This window comes from Candidatus Pantoea gossypiicola (genome assembly GCF_008632075.1).
Lineage (GTDB): Bacteria > Pseudomonadota > Gammaproteobacteria > Enterobacterales > Enterobacteriaceae > Pantoea > Pantoea gossypiicola.
In genome coordinates, this window is record NZ_VWVM01000007.1 from 150,585 (window position 1) to 166,927 (window position 16,343).

Genomic DNA, 16,343 nt, shown 5'->3' on the forward strand with positions numbered 1-16,343 from the left:
CCTGACTGTTCATCGCCGCGCCAGATCGTCGAGCAGCGCCTGATTAAACTTTGCCGGTTCTTCCATTTGCGGCGCGTGTCCCATACCGGGAAATTCAATTAAGCGCGCGCCCGGAATACGTTTTGCGGTCTCTTTCCCCAGCACCGCATAATTCCCCAGCCGGGCTTTCACGTCTGCAGAAGCGATATCACTGCCGATGGCCGTGGTGTCTGAGGTGCCGATCATCAGTGTGGTGGGCACCTTCAGATCGCCGAATTCATAAAATACCGGCTGCGTGAAGATCATGTCGTAGATGAGGGCAGAGTTCCACGCCACCTTCTGATGGCCCGGCCCGCTGTTGAGCCCGGCCAGCATATCAACCCACTTGTCATAGTCAGGTTTCCAGCGCCCGACATAGTAGGTCTGCTGCTCATACTTCTTAATGCCCTCCGCGCTGAGCTTCAGTTCGCGCTGATACCACTGATCCACCGAACGCCACGGTGCGCCTTTGGCTTTCCAGTCCTCCAGCCCAATCGGATTGACCAGCACCAGCTTCTGCGTCTGTTCCGGGTACATCAGCGCATAACGCGTTGCCAGCATTCCGCCCGTGGAGTGACCGATGATCACCGCCTTCTCCACGCCCAGCCGGGCAAGCAACTGATGAGTATTTTCAGCCAGCTGTTGAAAGCTGTATTGATAGCTGGCGGGCTTGGTCGAGCTGCAGAAGCCAATCTGGTCGGGCGCGATAACGCGATAGCCCTGCTGAGTCAGCGCGCGAATGGTCTCTTCCCACGTTGCGCCACAGAAGTTTTTACCGTGCATCAGCACCACCGTTTTGCCATTGGCCTGTTGCACCGGTTTCACATCCATATAGCCCATACTCAGCGGTTGCTGCTGGGACTGAAAATCGAAATGCTGCAGAGGATAGGGGTAATGAAATCCTTCCAGCTGTTCGCCATAAACTGGCGCGGCACTGGCGGGGGCATGCGCAAATAAAGCCAGCGAGGTGAGCAAAGCGGCAAGCGGTTTTTTCAACACGTATGTCGGGCTCATCCGGGGTTCTCCAGGTTAAAGGTGAGTCGTAAGCCTGGCATGTCGCGGCAGAAAATCTATTGATGGTCCGTGCTATGCCGTTGAAGTCATAGACGCTGGCAGCGTTAGCTGCGAGGCCGAAAGCGAAATAATATGCTCGCGCTTATCGTTATCCGACCTGGGTCAATGACTCCCCTTATAATTAACAACAAACCAATTACAACTCATCCTTTTTATTAAAAACTACTGTTCATATGAATATCTTCAGAGATAACGATTCAAATACTGAAAGAACTTTACGCAAAGAATAAGCACGTTAAGATAAATAATCTATAGTCCCTGTGAATTAAACAGGGGAGAACAGCCATGAAAGAAAACAGATATAACGAAAGTGTAATCGTCTCTATCACTGAGTGGATCAATAATAATCTCGACCAGCGTTTAAGCGTGGATGATATTGCAGAAAAAGCCGGGTATTCGAAATGGTATTTACAGAAACTCTTTGCCCGTTATCATAATGAAACGCTGGCGCGTTATATTCGCAAGAAAAAACTTAATGCCAGTGTAAATGATTTAAAAAACAGCCGCACGCCAATCATCAGCCTGGCGCTGAAATACCATTTTGAAAGCCAGCAATCTTTTACCCGCTCGTTTAAGCAGATTATGGGCTGCACGCCAAGCGCCTGCCGTAAACGTCTGATGAGTGAAGAAGCGAAGCAGCAGATGGCTGACGTTGACGACCCCTGCGCGCTCTGCAGCTACGTCCGGCCAGGCAGCATTAAGCAGAGCTGTGGCGTAACAGTCCGGCCTGTTACGCGCTCAGCGCGCGGCTATGCGCAGGCAGATGCTTACTGCGATATCAGTTAATCAGGATTCATCCGGCTGATAATATTGCACACCAATCTTAATACGCTCACGTCCCTGGGTGACGCGATGACGATTGGTGTCGCGCAGTGAATAGACGCAGCCGCAATATTCCTGCTGATAGAAACTCTCGCGCTTACTGATTTCAATCATGCGCGCCGATCCGCCACCTTTACGCCAGTTAAAATCCCAGTACATCAGATCCGGATACGCAGCCGCTGCACGGACACCACAGCTATTAATCTGCTTCATATCTTTCCAGCGTGAAATACCCAGACAACTGGTCATTACCGGGAATCCATTCTCATGGGCATAAAGTGCCGTGCGCTCAAAGCGCATATCAAAGCACATGGTGCAGCGTTCACCCCGTTCCGGTGACCACTCCAGCCCGCGCGCCCGCTCAAACCAATTATCCCGGTCGTAATCCGCATCAACAAACGGCACGCCAAATTTCTCAGCAAAGCGAATATTTTCCTCTTTGCGCAGCTCATACTCTTTGAGCGGATGAATATTCGGGTTGTAGAAATAGATAGTGTATTCAATGCCGGAGGCCAGCATCGCTTCCATCACTTCCCCCGAACAGGGTGCGCAGCAGGAGTGCAGTAAAACTTTTTTATGACCACCCGGCAAGGGCAGCGGCTGACGCTGGAAAGGTTCAGACATAAGCACCTTCAATCAATAGCAGAAAGGCGGAAGTGTAATGCCGCAGGCGGTCAGTTGCAAAATCTGACCTGCAGCAAGCGGCTTTGCGTATTCGTGCCTCTGCCGCGGTTTCCCGTTTCCGCACCAACCTGCTGATCTCTGATGCTTTCTTTTCGCAGCCATACTTTGCGACCCCGGCGATAAACGGAAGTGTGATCGGACCCACATTGATATCGACTATGTTTACATAACATTAACAATATTGACACTGAAAAACCGCAAGGAGACTCGCATGGCCGCGGCTAAAAAATCGGGAAATCACCAGAACCGTTTTACCTGGTTCGTCTGTTTTATGGCGGCGCTGTCCGGCCTGCTGTTTGGTCTGGATATCGGCGTCATCGCAGGTGCCTTACCATTCCTGGCGAAGGATTTGCAGATTACTAACCATCAGCAGGAGTGGGTGGTGAGCTCAATGATGTTTGGTGCGGCGCTGGGTGCGCTGGCGGCGGGCTGGATGTCCTCAACGCTGGGACGTAAAAAAAGTATGCTGGCGGGCGCAACGCTGTTCATCATTGGTTCGCTCTGGTCTGCCTTTTCACCCGATGTAGAGTCGCTGATCTGTGCCCGTGTGATGCTGGGGCTGGCGGTAGGTATCGCCTCTTACACCGCGCCGCTCTATCTGGCGGAGATTGCGCCGGAACGTATTCGTGGCTCAATGATTTCGATGTACCAGCTGATGCTGACTACCGGCATCGTGGTCGCTTATCTCTCCGACACCGCGTTCAGCTACAGCGGCAACTGGCGCGGAATGCTCGGCGTGATCGCTATTCCGGCGGTGATCCTGTTTATCGGCGTGCTGTTTTTGCCCAACAGTCCGCGCTGGCTGGCAGCGCACGGACGTTTCAACGAAGCGCAGCGCGTGCTGGATCGGCTGCGTAACAGCAGCGAGCAGGCGCGGGAGGAGCTGGAAGAGATCCGCGAAAGTCTGCAGGTAAAACAGCGCGGCTGGTCGCTGTTCCGCTCTAATGGCAATTTTCGCCGCGCGGTCTGGCTGGGGATGCTGCTACAGGTAATGCAGCAGTTTACCGGGATGAATGTGGTGATGTATTACGCCCCTAAAATCTTCAATATTGCCGGTTTTTCCAGCACCAGTGAGCAGATGTGGGGCACGGTAATTGTCGGGCTGGTCAACATGCTGGCCACGCTCATTGCCATCTTTTTTGTCGATCGCTGGGGTCGCAAGCCGATGCTGACCACCAGTTTTCTGGTGATGGCGGTGGGCATGGGCGTGCTGGGCACTCTGCTGCACATCGGCGTTGAAACGGATTTCCGCAAATACTTTGCGGTCGCGATGCTGCTGATGTTTATCGTTGGCTTTGCAATGGCGGCCGGACCGGTCATCTGGCTGCTCTGTTCAGAGATTCAGCCGCTGAAAGGGCGTGACTTCGGCATTACTGCTTCCACCACCACCAACTGGGTCGGCAACATGATAGTGGGAGCCACTTTCCTGACGATGCTGGATCAACTGGGTAATGCCAACACCTTCTGGTTATACGGCGCGCTCAATCTGGTGTTTATCGTGCTGACGATGATGCTGGTACCTGAGACCAAACATGTGACGCTGGAGCACATTGAACGCAACCTGATGAAGGGTAAGGCACTGCGGGACATCGGGGCGTAACCGCCCCGTTTCAGCTTACCATTGCAGCTGGTGGCCGGCGTAATCGACGTAGTGATGACCCCCGCGTCCGCGCCACTGGGTTAACTGCCGGACGATACCGGCCGCACTCTCCTCTGCCGTCAGCGGCGCACTCTCGCCGCCCATATCCGTTTTCACCCAGCCGGGATGCAGCGTCAGCAGCGTCCCGTTCTGAGCTTCAACGGCGGGGGTCAGCGTGCGGCTCAGCATATTCAGTGCGGCTTTGCTGGCCGAGTAAATCGGCATCTGTGCGTCCGGATTTTCATTCAGGCTGCCGAGCTGGGATGAGGTCAGCGCCAGTACGCCCTCTGGCTTCAGCAGCGGCAGCAGAATCTCTGCGCTGCGAACCGGTGCTATCGCATTCGTCAGGAACAGATGCGCCAGCTCCTGATCGTCACTCTGCGACACCTTCTGGTGCGAAGGCCCGGAAATTCCGGCATTGATCAGAATCGCATCGAACGCTTTGCCACTGAGCTGGCCGGCAAGCTGCTGAACCGCCGCTGCGTCGGTCATATCCAGCGCCTGCCAGTCGATACCGGGCCTGTTTCCCTGCTCCGGAACGCCACTGCGATGGGTGGCCGTAACCTGCCAGCCCTCACCGGCAAACGCCTGCACGACCGCCAGACCGATACCGCGTGAAGCACCAATAATCAGAACTTCTTTTTGCTGCGCCATATTCACTCCTCGTTAATTGTCTCGCTACAAGCTTAACGGTATTTCCGCCCGGACAGCGACCCGCTATGCTTTTTAACCTGACGATCGCACTGAGGGTAAAAACCCATGGCGCAATGCCGTTGATGGTTTTCCATCATAAAATCGCTTTATCTTTTACTTTTAACCGGTTAGAAGAGATAAACAGTCTGACAGGCAGCAGCTAATCGCCATTGACGCGTGGAGTCTGAATGAAAAAGCTCACCTTAGAGGTGGTGGCAAAAATGGCGGGCGTCGGGATTGCGACGGTTGACCGGGTGCTGAATGAGCGCGGCGGCGTCTCGCTGGAGACCAGCCGCAAAGTCCTGAAGGCCGCGCGCGAAGCGGGACTCCGGCGTCTGCTGCCAGAGGAGTATCAGCATCCGTGGCAAATCGAAGTCTTCCTCAGCAACAACGGCTCATCCTTTTTTCAGCAGCTCACCACCTGTTTCAGTGAGATCGCCAGTCAGCTTGGCTATCGTCGCCTGAAGCTGCACAAAACCCTGGTGGCCGAAGCGCAGCCCGAGCAGCTGGCACAGAGCATTGTCGCCCGCAGCAGCACCCGCGACGGCATCATTGTGTTTGCACATGACTCACCGCCCATCTACCGGGCACTGGCACTGTGCCGCAGCCGCAATGTGCCGGTGATCACCATCGTCACCGATCTGCCCGACGCCGACCGCCTGTGTCATGTTGGCATCGACCAGTATCAGGCAGGCCGTACCGCGGGCCTGCTGATGAGTAAAACCCTGAACCAGCCCGGCGACATTCTGATGGTCAGCGGCCGCTTTGATTATCGCGCTCATCGTCAGCGTATCGCCGGCTTCCGTGAAGCTATGGAGCAGCGTGCGCCGCAGCGTCATCTGCGTGAGGTGCTATCGGGTCAGGATCAGCGGGAAACCATCCGCAGTGAGCTGGCCCGCAACCTGCGTTCGTCACAGGCAATTGCCGGGGTCTATAACACCGGCATGGGCAACACGGACGTCAGCGATACCCTGCGCGCTCATCAACTGCTGGGTAAATGCACCTACATCACCCATGAGCTGTATGATGTGACTCGTCAGCTACTGCTGAACGATGAAGTCGCGTTTACCCTGGATCAGCATGCCCGGCAGCATGCCCGGTTAGCGATCGATCTGATGCTGAGTCATCTGGAAACCGGCTTTCAACCGGATGTGTATCAGGCGGGTAAAGTCGCATTCAGGCTGTTTACGGCGGAAAATATCGAGTGACGGGGGATTGGTTTCCCCTGATGAAGTCACATCATCAGGGGAAACCGATCGGGCTTTTTAATCCTGCGTGTCCCGGCTTTTCGTGTCCGGGCTGTCGTCATCATTACCCTGACTCTTCTCTACTTCCTGCGGATGGCCCATCGAAAGTGCTGTGGCGCTGGCCGGATCAAACAGTGACAGACTCTCAATCTGGTCAACCATGATCACTTTACGGAACGACATCGCATCTTTGGGCTGCGAGTCGAGCGTGATCTCATGCTCGGCGTACCACTTGCTGTAGTTATGCTCTACCGCCAGCTTCAGCGTTTTGCTGTCGCGATAGCCGCTCAGCATCGGGATCAACACGATGTTTTTCGTGCTCTCATATTCAAAGGTCGAGGCATGCACCATGCCGATGTAAATGCGGCGCGACTTCAGCGTAATCCACGCCAGTTCGCCCTCTTCCATGCACTGAAACAGCAGTTGTTCCACGCCGTTGGAGCGTGACAGCCGCTGATAGAGGTCTTTACGCCCTGATACATTCAGGCGTGCACTGCCCGCCCAGTTTGAGCGATAGAGGCAGAGCAGAATGGCGAAGGCGAGCATAATGACAACCGGTGCCTGAATGCCCAGGAAACTCCAGTTCATGAACTCCACCTGCCACTTCAGGTGCACGCCGGGGATCATCTGCAGGGCATTGGCGATACCGGACATACAGAGCAGCAGCAGCCAGACGATGCCGGTGGCGAATACGCCCTGCAGAACAAAAATACAGCCGTAGAGCGCGACCAGAAAATAGACATCCCAGCCTGACGAGCGGCGGATTTTAAAGCGGCTGTTTAAATCACGGCTGGTGTACCAGTAACCACTGACCATCAACACCATAAATATTGCGGTACCCACCTTACACTCCCTTTAACGTATTCACATGGCGGGCAAAATCTTCGTGGACTTCCTCACTCAGCGTATTGACCGAGATATTGCCGTTCTCATCAATAATGATGCGCTCACCTTCCGCGATGGAGTCGTTGATATCCTGACGGGTCATGATCTGCAGAAACTTCTCGGGGCTGGCAAAGACCGACTTAACAAATTTGAACATAGCGATCCCATTGTTGGCCTGAAAATTGAAGTATGTGACCGAATCCACACTCTCGCCTGTTTAATTTCAGGTGAAATTTCTTAAAATCAATTAATTAGCGAAGCGGTATTCACCCAGCCTGGCCTGTTTTTTGCAGAAATCTTCAACGTAACCAGCAGCCTGCCGCAAAAAGCCGCCTGTTTATACCGGTCTGGTATGCAGCAACGCCGAATCGCCTCTCCGCCGGTAAGCGCTAAGCTCAATGGTTAGCCCTTTTCTGTCACCCTGTCTGAAACGCATCGAGGAAGGTTTGCATGAAATTACGAACACTGGGCCGTACCGGTCAGCGCGTCTCTGAAATTGGCTTTGGCGCATGGGCCATTGGCGGGACCTGGGGAGAAGTGAGTATGGAGGATGCCAAAGCCGCGTTGAACGCTGCGCTGGATGCAGGCATCACCTTTATTGATACCGCCGATGTCTATGGCGATGGCCGCTCCGAAAAGATCATCGCAGAGGTGCTGAATCAGCGCGGCGGGGAACGCCCGTTTGTGGCGACCAAGCTGGGGCGTCGCCTTTCACCGCACGTGGCTGAAGGCTACAACGCCGAAAACCTCAACGCCTTTATCGAACGCTCACGGGAAAATCTGCAGACCGAAACGCTGGATCTGGTGCAGCTGCACTGCCCGCCAACCGAAGTCTATTACAACCCGGATGTGTTTGCGGTAATGGATGAGATGGTGGCGGCCGGTAAAATCCGTCACTACGGCGTTTCCGTTGAGAAAGTCGAAGAAGGCCTCAAAGCGCTGGAATTTCCCAATGTCTCGTCAATTCAGCTGATCTACAACATCTTCCGCCAGCGTCCGGCAGAACTGCTGCTGCATGAGGCGAAACGTCGGGATGTGGCGATTATCGCCCGCGTGCCGCTGGCTTCAGGCCTGCTGACCGGCAAAATGCGTGCCGACAGCGTGTTTGCCGCTGACGACCATCGCGCCTTTAACCGTAATGGCGAAGCGTTTGATAAGGGCGAGACTTTCTCCGGCGTGCCGTTCGAGGTGGCGCTGGAAGCGGTTGAGGAGATTCGCCGCTTTGTCACAGGTGACACCACCATGGCGATGTTTGCATTGCGCTGGATCCTGATGAACGAGGATGTCAGCGTGGTTATCCCTGGTGCGAAAAACCGTGAACAGGCTGAAGCCAATGCCCGCGCCAGCGATGTCGATGCGCTCTCTGATGAGACGATGGCGGCGCTGAAGCAGATCTATCAGGAGAAGATCGCGCCTCACGTCCACCAGCGCTGGTAATCGCGCGTTACAACGCCTGGGCACAGGCCCAGGCAGAACTCCACGCCCACTGGAAGTTATAGCCGCCCAGCCAGCCGGTGACATCGGCCACTTCACCAATAAAGTAAAGCCCCGGCACTGCACGCGCCTCCATGGTTTTTGATGAGAGCTGCGTCGTATCCACCCCGCCCAGCGTCACTTCCGCTGTACGATAGCCCTCTGTGCCATTCGGCTGGATGCGCCAGGCGTGCAGTGTCTGCGCCAGTTCGGTCTGCTGTTTGCTGTTGAGCTGCTTCAGAGTGATATCCGGTACCACCTTCAGCGCCTGTAAGACTTCCACCAGGCGCTTCGGCAGAATTTTCGCCAGACTGTTTTTCAGGCTGAGATTCGGATGTGCTTCACGCTGTGCCGTCAGAAACGCCTCAAGCGGCGTGGCGGGCGACAGATCGATAGTGACGAATTCACCCGGCTGCCAGTAGCTGGAGATTTGCAACACCGCCGGACCGGACAGGCCGCGATGGGTAAAGAGCATCGCCTCTTTGAAGCGGGTGCCATCCTGCGCGTCAATCGTGGTTTCCAGCGCGACGCCTGACAGCGTCTGCAACTGCTCCAGCAATGGCTTGTGCAGGGTAAAGGGCACCAGCGCCGCCCGGGTCGGAAAGACGCTCAGGCCGAACTGCTCTGCAATTTTGTAGCCAAACGGCGAAGCGCCCAGGCCCGGCATTGACAGACCGCCGCTGGCGATGACCAGCTTCTCCGCCTGAACCGTGCTGCCGTTGAGTTGCAGGGTGTAGCCGCTTTCATCGCGCGCCACACTAAGCACTTCACTGCGCAGCCGCAGGGTGACATTGCCCTTGTCACATTCGGCCAGCAGCAGATCGACAATCTGCTGAGCCGAGTCATCACAGAAGAGCTGACCCAGGGTTTTCTCATGCCAGGCAATCCCGTGACGATTGACCAGATCGATAAAATCCCACTGGGTATAACGCGCCAGCGCCGATTTACAGAAATGGGGATTGTGCGACAGATAGGCCGCTGGTTCGGTATAGAGGTTGGTGAAGTTGCACCGGCCACCGCCAGACATCAGAATCTTACGTCCCGGCTTTTTGCCGTTATCCAGCAGTAACACGCAGCGACCCCGCTGTCCGGCCTGGGCGGCACAGAACAGACCGGCGGCACCGGCACCAATGATGATAACGTCAAACTGTTCCACTGCGGTTCACTCACTTAACTGGAAAGGCGCAGATTGTAGTGATCTGCTCACTGAGACGCCAGCGTCAAAAAATTGCCGTAAATGTGTCATATTGTATCTGCTTAATATCTAACCCTTTTTAGCTGAGTTACCCTTCAGCCTTACGACGAAAGGTCAAATTAACGCTATATTTTCCTTTCCCATACAGCACGTTGTCGCGGATAATGCGCCGCGTTCATGTCCTCCAAAAATGGCGTAACGTTTATGCTACATCTGTTTGCTGGTCTAGACCTCAGTACTAGCCTGTTATTGGTTCTTGCCCTGCTGTTTGTATTGTTTTACGAAGCGATCAACGGTTTCCACGACACGGCCAACGCAGTTGCGACGGTCATCTATACGCGTGCCATGCGTGCCCAGCTTGCTGTGGTGATGGCGGGTGTATTCAACTTCCTTGGCGTGCTACTCGGTGGATTGAGTGTTGCTTACGCTATTGTTCATATGCTTCCCACCGATCTGTTGTTGAATGTTGGATCGGCTCACGGTCTCGCCATGGTGTTTTCTATGCTGCTGGCGGCGATTATCTGGAACCTCGGCACCTGGTATCTCGGTCTGCCGGCCTCCAGCTCCCATACGCTGATCGGTGCCATTATCGGTATCGGTCTGACCAACGCCCTGATGAGCGGAACCTCGGTGGTTGATGCGCTCAATATCCCGAAAGTCCTGAACATCTTCCTTTCTCTGATCCTGTCGCCGATTGTTGGCCTGGTGATCGCAGGCGGCTTAATCTTCATTCTGCGTCGCTACTGGAGCAATACTAAAAAGCGTGCGCGTATTCATATGACGCCTGCTGACCGCGAGAAGATCGACGGCAAGAAAAAGCCGCCGTTCTGGACCCGCATCGCCTTGATTGTTTCGGCAATTGGCGTGAGCTATTCGCACGGCGCGAATGACGGTCAGAAAGGCATTGGCCTGATCATGCTGGTCCTGATTGGCGTGGCTCCGGCCGGTTTCGTGGTGAATATGAATGCCTCCGGTTATGACATCACGCGTACCCGCGATGCGGTCAATCACCTGGAGCAGTATTACCAGCAGCATAATGCCTCGCTGACGCACATCATCCAGATGGCACCGCCTAAGCTGCCAACGCCGGAAGAAGTGCCAGCGACCAGCCCGCAGGAGTTTCACTGTGACAGCGCGCGCGCGCTGCAGGCAGTTCAGCGTGCTCAGGTGTTGCTGAACAACCTGCAGAGCTACGACCAGCTGACGGTTGATCAGCGCGGTCAGATGCGTCGTCTGCTGCTGTGTATCTCAGATACCGCTGATAAAGCGGCCCGTCTGGAAGAGACCTCGCCAGATGACAAGCGTTTCCTCAATAAGCTGAAAAGCGACCTGCTTGGCACCATTGAGTATGCGCCGATCTGGATTATTGTGGCCGTCGCGCTGGCGCTGGGCATCGGCACCATGATTGGCTGGCGTCGTGTTGCCACCACCATTGGTGAGAAGATTGGTAAAAAAGGCATGACCTACGCACAGGGCATGTCAGCACAGGTGACAGCCGCGCTGTCGATTGGCGTCGCCAGCTATACCGGCATGCCCGTCTCCACTACGCATATCCTCTCTTCATCCGTAGCCGGTACGATGCTGGTGGACGGGGGCGGACTGCAGAGCCGGACCATCAAGAATATCGCCATGGCGTGGATCTTCACCCTGCCGGTCTGTATTCTGCTGTCAGGTTCGCTCTACTGGATAGCCTTAAAACTGGTGTGATACCAGCAGACAAAAGGGCGACGTAAGTCGCCCTTTTTTAATGCCAGATCGCCAGCGCCACCAGACTGATCACTACCAGTCCGCACAGTGCACTGGTCAGAAGAAACTGCCCCCGCACCCGCTCGCAGCGCCGGATAAACTCATCGTCATGATGATCAAGATAGCGCTTTGCCCAGATATAAGTGACCAGCCGCACCTGCTTGCTCGGCTGACCGTGAGAGGTGAAGAATCCCGCTCCATCGACATACTGATACAGCAGCGGATCACAACCCCGTAATACCGCCAGCAGCGCACGCAGCGATGAAAAATAGCGCGCCATATTCACGATACACACGACACAAAGAGCCCAAAAAAGCGCAATAGTGCTGATCATATTCTCCCCCTCCCGGCTGGCATCGCAGCAACAGACCCAGCGTCAGACACTGTATCCGCCTGCAGAAAAAACCAGCCACTGAATCACCGGACTGCGAAAATTTTCGACCCCCTGAGCGGCTGCGAACCGGACCGCCTTTTTTCAGTGTAGGAGAATTCTTTACATTTTTTCCAACGATGATTTTCGTTCAGCGCGAGTAAATCTGTCATAGCCTTGATCTTATTCATAAGCCAGGCGGCAACGGCAGCATTTGCCGTGAGAGAAGGCTATACTCAGAACATAACAACATCATCACCTGCAATGCAGGTAGACACTTTGGTGGCGCTCATCGCCCGCTCGCGCAAAGGATTTCGCTAAGCTGTGACGCGGCAGGAACACCGGATGCCATCCTTAATCTCGTGAAAGGAGTTTTATCATGGCTTATAAACACATCCTGATTGCAGTAGACCTTTCTCCCGAAAGTCAGTTACTGGTGGATAAGGCCGTCTCGCTGGCTCGACCGTACGATGCCAGAATTTCCCTGATTCACGTTGATGTGAATTACTCCGACCTCTACACCGGCCTGATTGATGTCAACTTAGGGGATATGCAGAAGCGTATCTCTGAAGAGACGCATGCGGCACTGAAAGGATTATCAGATGCCGCAGGGTATCCAATCAGTGAAACGCTGAGCGGCAGTGGTGATCTCGGCCAGGTGCTGGTTGACGCGATCAAAAAATATGACGTTGACCTGGTGGTGTGTGGTCATCACCAGGATTTCTGGAGCAAGCTGATGTCTTCAGCCCGTCAGTTGATCAACACCGTGCACATCGACATGCTGATTGTGCCGTTACGCGATGAAGATGAAGCGTAACCGCTGTGATTAAAGCCGGTGCAAGCCGGCTTTTTTATCGGGCTGAATAGCGTTATTCTGGCCTGCTATTTAAGCGCCTGATTCCCCGGCAACGCCACCTGGATTGCTTTTTATTAATAAAGATATCTGCCAGCCTGACTTTACACAAAACTAAATATCCGCTGCTTTATCATTTCTGATCTCTGTTTATATTACCTCCTTTTAGCGCTGTAATTACAGTTCCATACATAAATCCAAAGCCATCGTTACATTGCTCATTCATCCAGTCGAAAATGATAGAAACTTTATTAATAGCAAAGCGTAACTTATCAAAATCTTACTATAGGAGAAGGTTAATTTATCCGTTATCTTTCGCTGGCTTATCTGCTGCGCAGGCAACGGATAAAGCAGAATAATGATTCCCATTATTTAAAAAACCAATAAGGATATTAAAAATGAGAGAGATTAATCAGACAGAAATTGCTGCCGTTAGCGGCGCGGGCCTGACTGAATTTCTGGGTGAGGTTAACACCGCACTGACTGAAGTATCAGGTTTATATGACACCACCGTCGCATCAATCAAGGAAAGCACTGATCTGGGCCAGACTCTGGGTCTGACTTACAAAGCGATTGGCCTGAACTTCGCCAAAAGCTTTTTGAACGCATTTTCAGGCTTCCTGACTAAATTAGCGGCCTGACCGAATCAGTAGCACCGCATTAACGCGACAATGCGCGTGCGGATAATTAAAGCCTGCCTGATAATACTTCAGACAGGCTTTTTTATTTAGCAAAAATATTATGCCAGGTCGCTTTCAGACCGGGCATACGGAGATAAGCGGCAGGAAAATTATTATGACCTGAAACAATCGCTTCAGATCGTCATTCGTCTAAAGCGTACTGACCAGCGGCGGATAAATATCAAAACGATGGCTTTTCGTCACCACAGCCGCCTGCGTCACTACGCCCGCCAGCGGCGGTGCATAGTCTGGCCGTTTAACCACGATACGTTTCTTCGCCAGCCGCCGGGCCGGTTCCAGTAGCGCATCCGCATCTTCATCCGGCCCCACCAGCGACTGAAAGACCCGCATCTCCTTTTTCACCAGCGCACTTTTCTGGCGATGGGGATACATCGGGTCAAGATAGACCACATCCGGCTGCGGCGTGATATCGCCCAGCGCCTGCGCACTGGCTGCATGAATCAGCGTCAGGCGTTCGCGCAGCCAGGGACCAATTTCCGCATCCTGATAACCGCGCTGCAGGCCATCTTCCAGCAGTGCAGCCACCACCGGATGACGTTCCAGCATTCGCACCCGGCAGCCCAGGGCCGCCAGTACAAACGCATCACGTCCCAATCCGGCCGTCGCATCCACTACATCCGGCAGATAGCCGCCTTTGATGCCGACCGCTTTGGCAACAGCTTCGCCGCGTCCACCGCCGAAGCGACGGCGATGTGCCATTGCTCCGGTGACAAAATCAACAAAAATACCGCCCAGCTTTGGCTCATCACGCTTGCGAAGCTCAAGGTGCGTCGGTGTCTGCACCAGTGCCAGTAGCGCATCTTCATCGTGCTCCAGCTGCCAGCGCTGCGCTAAACGTGATAAGGCGCCGTCTCCGGCGCCTGACTCATCGAGCAAACAGATTTTCACGAACCGACTTATCCCTGAATGCCGTAATGTTCCAGCATCGCATCGAGCTGCGGCTCACGGCCACGGAAGCGTTTGAACAGCTCCATCGGCTCTTCAGAACCGCCACGCGTCAGGATGTTATCCAGGAATGACTGACCAGTTTCACGGTTAAATATGCCCTCTTCCTCGAAGCGGGAGTAAGCATCCGCCGCCAGCACGTCCGCCCACAGATAGCTGTAGTAACCCGCTGCATAGCCACCGGCAAAGATGTGGCTGAAGGCGTGTGGGAAACGGCCCCACTCCGGACTCGGAACGACCGCCACGCGGCTTTTCACTTCGCGCAGGGTTTCCAGAATCTGCGCGCCTTTCTCCGGATTAAACTCGGTATGCAGACGGAAATCGAACAGGCCGAACTCCAGCTGACGCAGGATAAACAGCGCGGCCTGATAGTTTTTCGCCGCCAGCATTTTATCCAGTAGCGCTTTCGGCAGCGGTTCGCCGGTCTCAAAATGACCCGAGATAAATGCCAGCGCGTCCGGCTCCCAGCACCAGTTTTCCATGAACTGGCTTGGCAGTTCGACCGCATCCCATGGCACACCGCTGATACCGGAAACGCCAGGCGCTTCGATGCGGGTCAGCATATGGTGCAGGCCGTGACCAAACTCATGGAACAGGGTAATCACTTCGTCATGGGTAAACAGCGCAGGTTTGCCTTTCACCGGACGGTTAAAATTACAGGTCAGGTAGGCAACGGGCTTCTGCAGGCTGCCATCGGCTTTACGCATCTGGCCCACGCAGTCATCCATCCAGGCACCACCACGTTTGTGCTCACGGGCGTAAAGGTCGAGATAGAAGCTGCCGCGCAGTTCACCGGTTTCATCAAACAGATCAAAGAACTTCACGTCAGGATGATAAACCTCAACGTCGGTACGCTGCTTCGCAGTGATACCGTAAATGCGTTTCACCACTTCGAACAGACCAGCGACCGCACGCTCTTCAGGGAAGTAAGGACGCAGCTGCTCATCGCTGATGGTGTAGAGATGCTGCTTCTGCTTTTCACCGTAATAAGTGAGATCCCACGGATTAAGCTGCTCAACGCCATGCTCTTTCTGCGCGAAGGCGCGCAGCTGCTCCAGCTCTTTTTCACCCTGCGGACGTGCGCGTTCAGCCAGATCATTCAGGAAGTCGATGACCTGAGACGGGCTTTGCGCCATTTTGGTCGCCAGCGATTTATCCGCGTAGGAGTCGAAGCCCAGCAGCTGAGCCAGCTCGTGACGCAGCGCCAGCTCTTCCGCCATGATGGGGCCGTTGTCCCATTTACCGGCGTTCGGACCCTGATCGGAGGCGCGTGTCGCATAGGCGCGATACATCTCTTCGCGCAGTGCCGCGTTGTCGCAGTAAGTCATGACAGGCAGATAGCTTGGGATGTCCAGCGTCAGCAGCCAGCCCTCCTGCTCTTTGGCTTCAGCCTGGGCTTTTGCCGCTGCCAGCGCGCTTTCCGGCATACCGGCCAGCTCGCTTTCATCGGTGATCAGCTTGCTCCATCCCATAGTGGCATCGAGCACGTTGTTGCTGTAAGCCGAGCCCAGCTCAGAAAGGCGCGCGGCGATTTCGCCATAGCGCTGCTGTTTATCTTTTGGCAGACCGATGCCAGAGAGTTCAAAATCACGCAGGGCGTTATCGACCGCTTTCTTCTGCGCCAGATCCAGTGCCGCGTATTGATCGCCCTCTTTCAGGTTGCGATACGCCTGATACAGCCCTTCATGCTGACCGACCCAGGTGCTGTACTCAGAGAGCAGCGGCAGCGTCTGTTCATAGGCTTCACGCAGCTCCGGGCTGTTTTTTACCGAATTAAGATGGCTGACCGGGGAGAAAATACGGCTCAGGCGGTCATCCGTTTCAGCCAGTGGCTGAACCAGGTTATCCCAGGTGTAGGGCGCACCCTGCGCCACAACTTTTTCAACTTCTGCGCGGCACTGGGTCAGCACTTCCGTCACAGCAGGCACCACATGTTCAGGCTGGATGGCAGAAAAAGGGGGAAGCGTAAAAGATGTCAGTAGCGGATTGGTCATAGCG

At 54.5% G+C, this 16,343-nt stretch carries 16 protein-coding genes; 7 read left to right on the top strand and 9 right to left on the bottom strand.

Going from position 1 to position 16,343, the window contains the following annotated elements; genetic code table 11:
- Positions 1–9 precede the first annotated feature (9 nt).
- The gene (locus F3I20_RS11305) at positions 10–1,032 is read right to left on the bottom strand and encodes an alpha/beta fold hydrolase (RefSeq protein ID WP_150037562.1); all 1,023 of its coding nucleotides are present in this window, start codon (positions 1,030–1,032) and stop codon (positions 10–12) included.
- A gap of 345 nt (positions 1,033–1,377) precedes the next feature.
- On the opposite strand from F3I20_RS11305, the gene F3I20_RS11310 reads away from it, so the two are divergent.
- On the top strand, positions 1,378–1,878 hold the full coding sequence (locus tag F3I20_RS11310) for a helix-turn-helix domain-containing protein (protein ID WP_150037563.1): 501 nt from the start codon (positions 1,378–1,380) through the stop codon (positions 1,876–1,878).
- Here the strand turns inward: F3I20_RS11310 and F3I20_RS11315 are convergent, their stop codons facing one another.
- Entirely contained in the window at positions 1,879–2,538 is a 660-nt protein-coding gene (locus tag F3I20_RS11315) for an epoxyqueuosine reductase QueH (RefSeq protein ID WP_150011223.1), read from the bottom strand. It abuts the gene before it with no gap.
- A gap of 271 nt (positions 2,539–2,809) precedes the next feature.
- Between F3I20_RS11315 and F3I20_RS11320 the strand changes: the two genes are divergently transcribed.
- The gene (locus F3I20_RS11320) at positions 2,810–4,198 is read left to right on the top strand and encodes a sugar porter family MFS transporter (protein WP_150037564.1); all 1,389 of its coding nucleotides are present in this window, start codon (positions 2,810–2,812) and stop codon (positions 4,196–4,198) included.
- 15 nt (positions 4,199–4,213) lie between these two features.
- Here the strand turns inward: F3I20_RS11320 and F3I20_RS11325 are convergent, their stop codons facing one another.
- Complete coding sequence (locus F3I20_RS11325; protein WP_150011227.1) at positions 4,214–4,891, bottom strand: SDR family oxidoreductase; 678 nt, start codon at positions 4,889–4,891, stop codon at positions 4,214–4,216.
- A 227-nt stretch (positions 4,892–5,118) separates the two neighbouring features.
- Between F3I20_RS11325 and F3I20_RS11330 the strand changes: the two genes are divergently transcribed.
- Positions 5,119–6,138 (top strand): LacI family DNA-binding transcriptional regulator, encoded by a 1,020-nt coding sequence (locus F3I20_RS11330; RefSeq protein WP_150011229.1) that lies wholly within the window; start codon positions 5,119–5,121, stop codon positions 6,136–6,138.
- 57 nt (positions 6,139–6,195) lie between these two features.
- Here the strand turns inward: F3I20_RS11330 and F3I20_RS11335 are convergent, their stop codons facing one another.
- Positions 6,196–7,020: a hypothetical protein gene (locus tag F3I20_RS11335; RefSeq protein ID WP_150011231.1), complete on the bottom strand. Its 825-nt coding sequence runs from the start codon at positions 7,018–7,020 to the stop codon at positions 6,196–6,198.
- A 1-nt stretch (position 7,021) separates the two neighbouring features.
- A complete protein-coding gene (locus F3I20_RS11340) occupies positions 7,022–7,219 on the bottom strand; it encodes a hypothetical protein (RefSeq protein WP_013359382.1) in 198 nt (65 codons plus the stop codon).
- A 293-nt stretch (positions 7,220–7,512) separates the two neighbouring features.
- Between F3I20_RS11340 and F3I20_RS11345 the strand changes: the two genes are divergently transcribed.
- Positions 7,513–8,499, top strand: coding sequence for an aldo/keto reductase (locus tag F3I20_RS11345; protein WP_150011233.1), 987 nt, complete (start codon positions 7,513–7,515; stop codon positions 8,497–8,499).
- Positions 8,500–8,506: 7 nt separating this feature from the next.
- On the opposite strand, the gene F3I20_RS11350 is transcribed toward F3I20_RS11345, so the two are convergent.
- Positions 8,507–9,691: a BaiN/RdsA family NAD(P)/FAD-dependent oxidoreductase gene (locus F3I20_RS11350; RefSeq protein ID WP_150011235.1), complete on the bottom strand. Its 1,185-nt coding sequence runs from the start codon at positions 9,689–9,691 to the stop codon at positions 8,507–8,509.
- A 243-nt stretch (positions 9,692–9,934) separates the two neighbouring features.
- On the opposite strand from F3I20_RS11350, the gene pitA reads away from it, so the two are divergent.
- Positions 9,935–11,437 (top strand): inorganic phosphate transporter PitA, encoded by a 1,503-nt coding sequence (gene pitA / locus F3I20_RS11355; RefSeq protein ID WP_150011381.1) that lies wholly within the window; start codon positions 9,935–9,937, stop codon positions 11,435–11,437.
- Positions 11,438–11,474: 37 nt separating this feature from the next.
- Here pitA and uspB read toward each other — a convergent pair whose 3' ends face one another.
- Positions 11,475–11,810, bottom strand: a complete 336-nt coding sequence (uspB, locus tag F3I20_RS11360; RefSeq protein WP_150011237.1) for a universal stress protein UspB — start codon at positions 11,808–11,810, stop codon at positions 11,475–11,477.
- 415 nt (positions 11,811–12,225) lie between these two features.
- On the opposite strand from uspB, the gene uspA reads away from it, so the two are divergent.
- Both uspA and F3I20_RS11370 read left to right on the top strand, forming a co-directional pair.
- Entirely contained in the window at positions 12,226–12,663 is a 438-nt protein-coding gene (gene uspA / locus F3I20_RS11365) for a universal stress protein UspA (RefSeq protein WP_003852123.1), read from the top strand.
- Positions 12,664–13,097: 434 nt separating this feature from the next.
- A complete protein-coding gene (locus F3I20_RS11370) occupies positions 13,098–13,340 on the top strand; it encodes a hypothetical protein (RefSeq protein ID WP_147789622.1) in 243 nt (80 codons plus the stop codon).
- A 189-nt stretch (positions 13,341–13,529) separates the two neighbouring features.
- Here the strand turns inward: F3I20_RS11370 and rsmJ are convergent, their stop codons facing one another.
- Together rsmJ and prlC are read right to left on the bottom strand one after the other, a co-directional pair.
- Positions 13,530–14,288, bottom strand: a complete 759-nt coding sequence (gene rsmJ, locus F3I20_RS11375; RefSeq protein WP_150011239.1) for a 16S rRNA (guanine(1516)-N(2))-methyltransferase RsmJ — start codon at positions 14,286–14,288, stop codon at positions 13,530–13,532.
- A gap of 8 nt (positions 14,289–14,296) precedes the next feature.
- Complete coding sequence (gene prlC / locus F3I20_RS11380) at positions 14,297–16,339, bottom strand: oligopeptidase A (RefSeq protein ID WP_150011241.1); 2,043 nt, start codon at positions 16,337–16,339, stop codon at positions 14,297–14,299.
- Positions 16,340–16,343 lie beyond the last annotated feature (4 nt).

What these genes read in the sequence shown, in the direction of transcription:
- pitA (WP_150011381.1), top strand. Translation starts at nt 9,935, where the DNA reads ATGCTACATCTGTTTGCTGGTCTAGACCTCAGTACTAGCCTGTTATTG.
- F3I20_RS11340 (WP_013359382.1), bottom strand. Translation starts at nt 7,219, where the DNA reads ATGTTCAAATTTGTTAAGTCGGTCTTTGCCAGCCCCGAGAAGTTTCTG.
- F3I20_RS11315 (WP_150011223.1), bottom strand. Translation starts at nt 2,538, where the DNA reads ATGTCTGAACCTTTCCAGCGTCAGCCGCTGCCCTTGCCGGGTGGTCAT.
- F3I20_RS11310 (WP_150037563.1), top strand. Translation starts at nt 1,378, where the DNA reads ATGAAAGAAAACAGATATAACGAAAGTGTAATCGTCTCTATCACTGAG.
- F3I20_RS11325 (WP_150011227.1), bottom strand. Translation starts at nt 4,891, where the DNA reads ATGGCGCAGCAAAAAGAAGTTCTGATTATTGGTGCTTCACGCGGTATC.
- prlC (WP_150011241.1), bottom strand. Translation starts at nt 16,339, where the DNA reads ATGACCAATCCGCTACTGACATCTTTTACGCTTCCCCCTTTTTCTGCC.
- F3I20_RS11345 (WP_150011233.1), top strand. Translation starts at nt 7,513, where the DNA reads ATGAAATTACGAACACTGGGCCGTACCGGTCAGCGCGTCTCTGAAATT.
- uspB (WP_150011237.1), bottom strand. Translation starts at nt 11,810, where the DNA reads ATGATCAGCACTATTGCGCTTTTTTGGGCTCTTTGTGTCGTGTGTATC.
- F3I20_RS11305 (WP_150037562.1), bottom strand. Translation starts at nt 1,032, where the DNA reads ATGAGCCCGACATACGTGTTGAAAAAACCGCTTGCCGCTTTGCTCACC.
- uspA (WP_003852123.1), top strand. Translation starts at nt 12,226, where the DNA reads ATGGCTTATAAACACATCCTGATTGCAGTAGACCTTTCTCCCGAAAGT.
- F3I20_RS11330 (WP_150011229.1), top strand. Translation starts at nt 5,119, where the DNA reads ATGAAAAAGCTCACCTTAGAGGTGGTGGCAAAAATGGCGGGCGTCGGG.
- F3I20_RS11370 (WP_147789622.1), top strand. Translation starts at nt 13,098, where the DNA reads ATGAGAGAGATTAATCAGACAGAAATTGCTGCCGTTAGCGGCGCGGGC.
- F3I20_RS11320 (WP_150037564.1), top strand. Translation starts at nt 2,810, where the DNA reads ATGGCCGCGGCTAAAAAATCGGGAAATCACCAGAACCGTTTTACCTGG.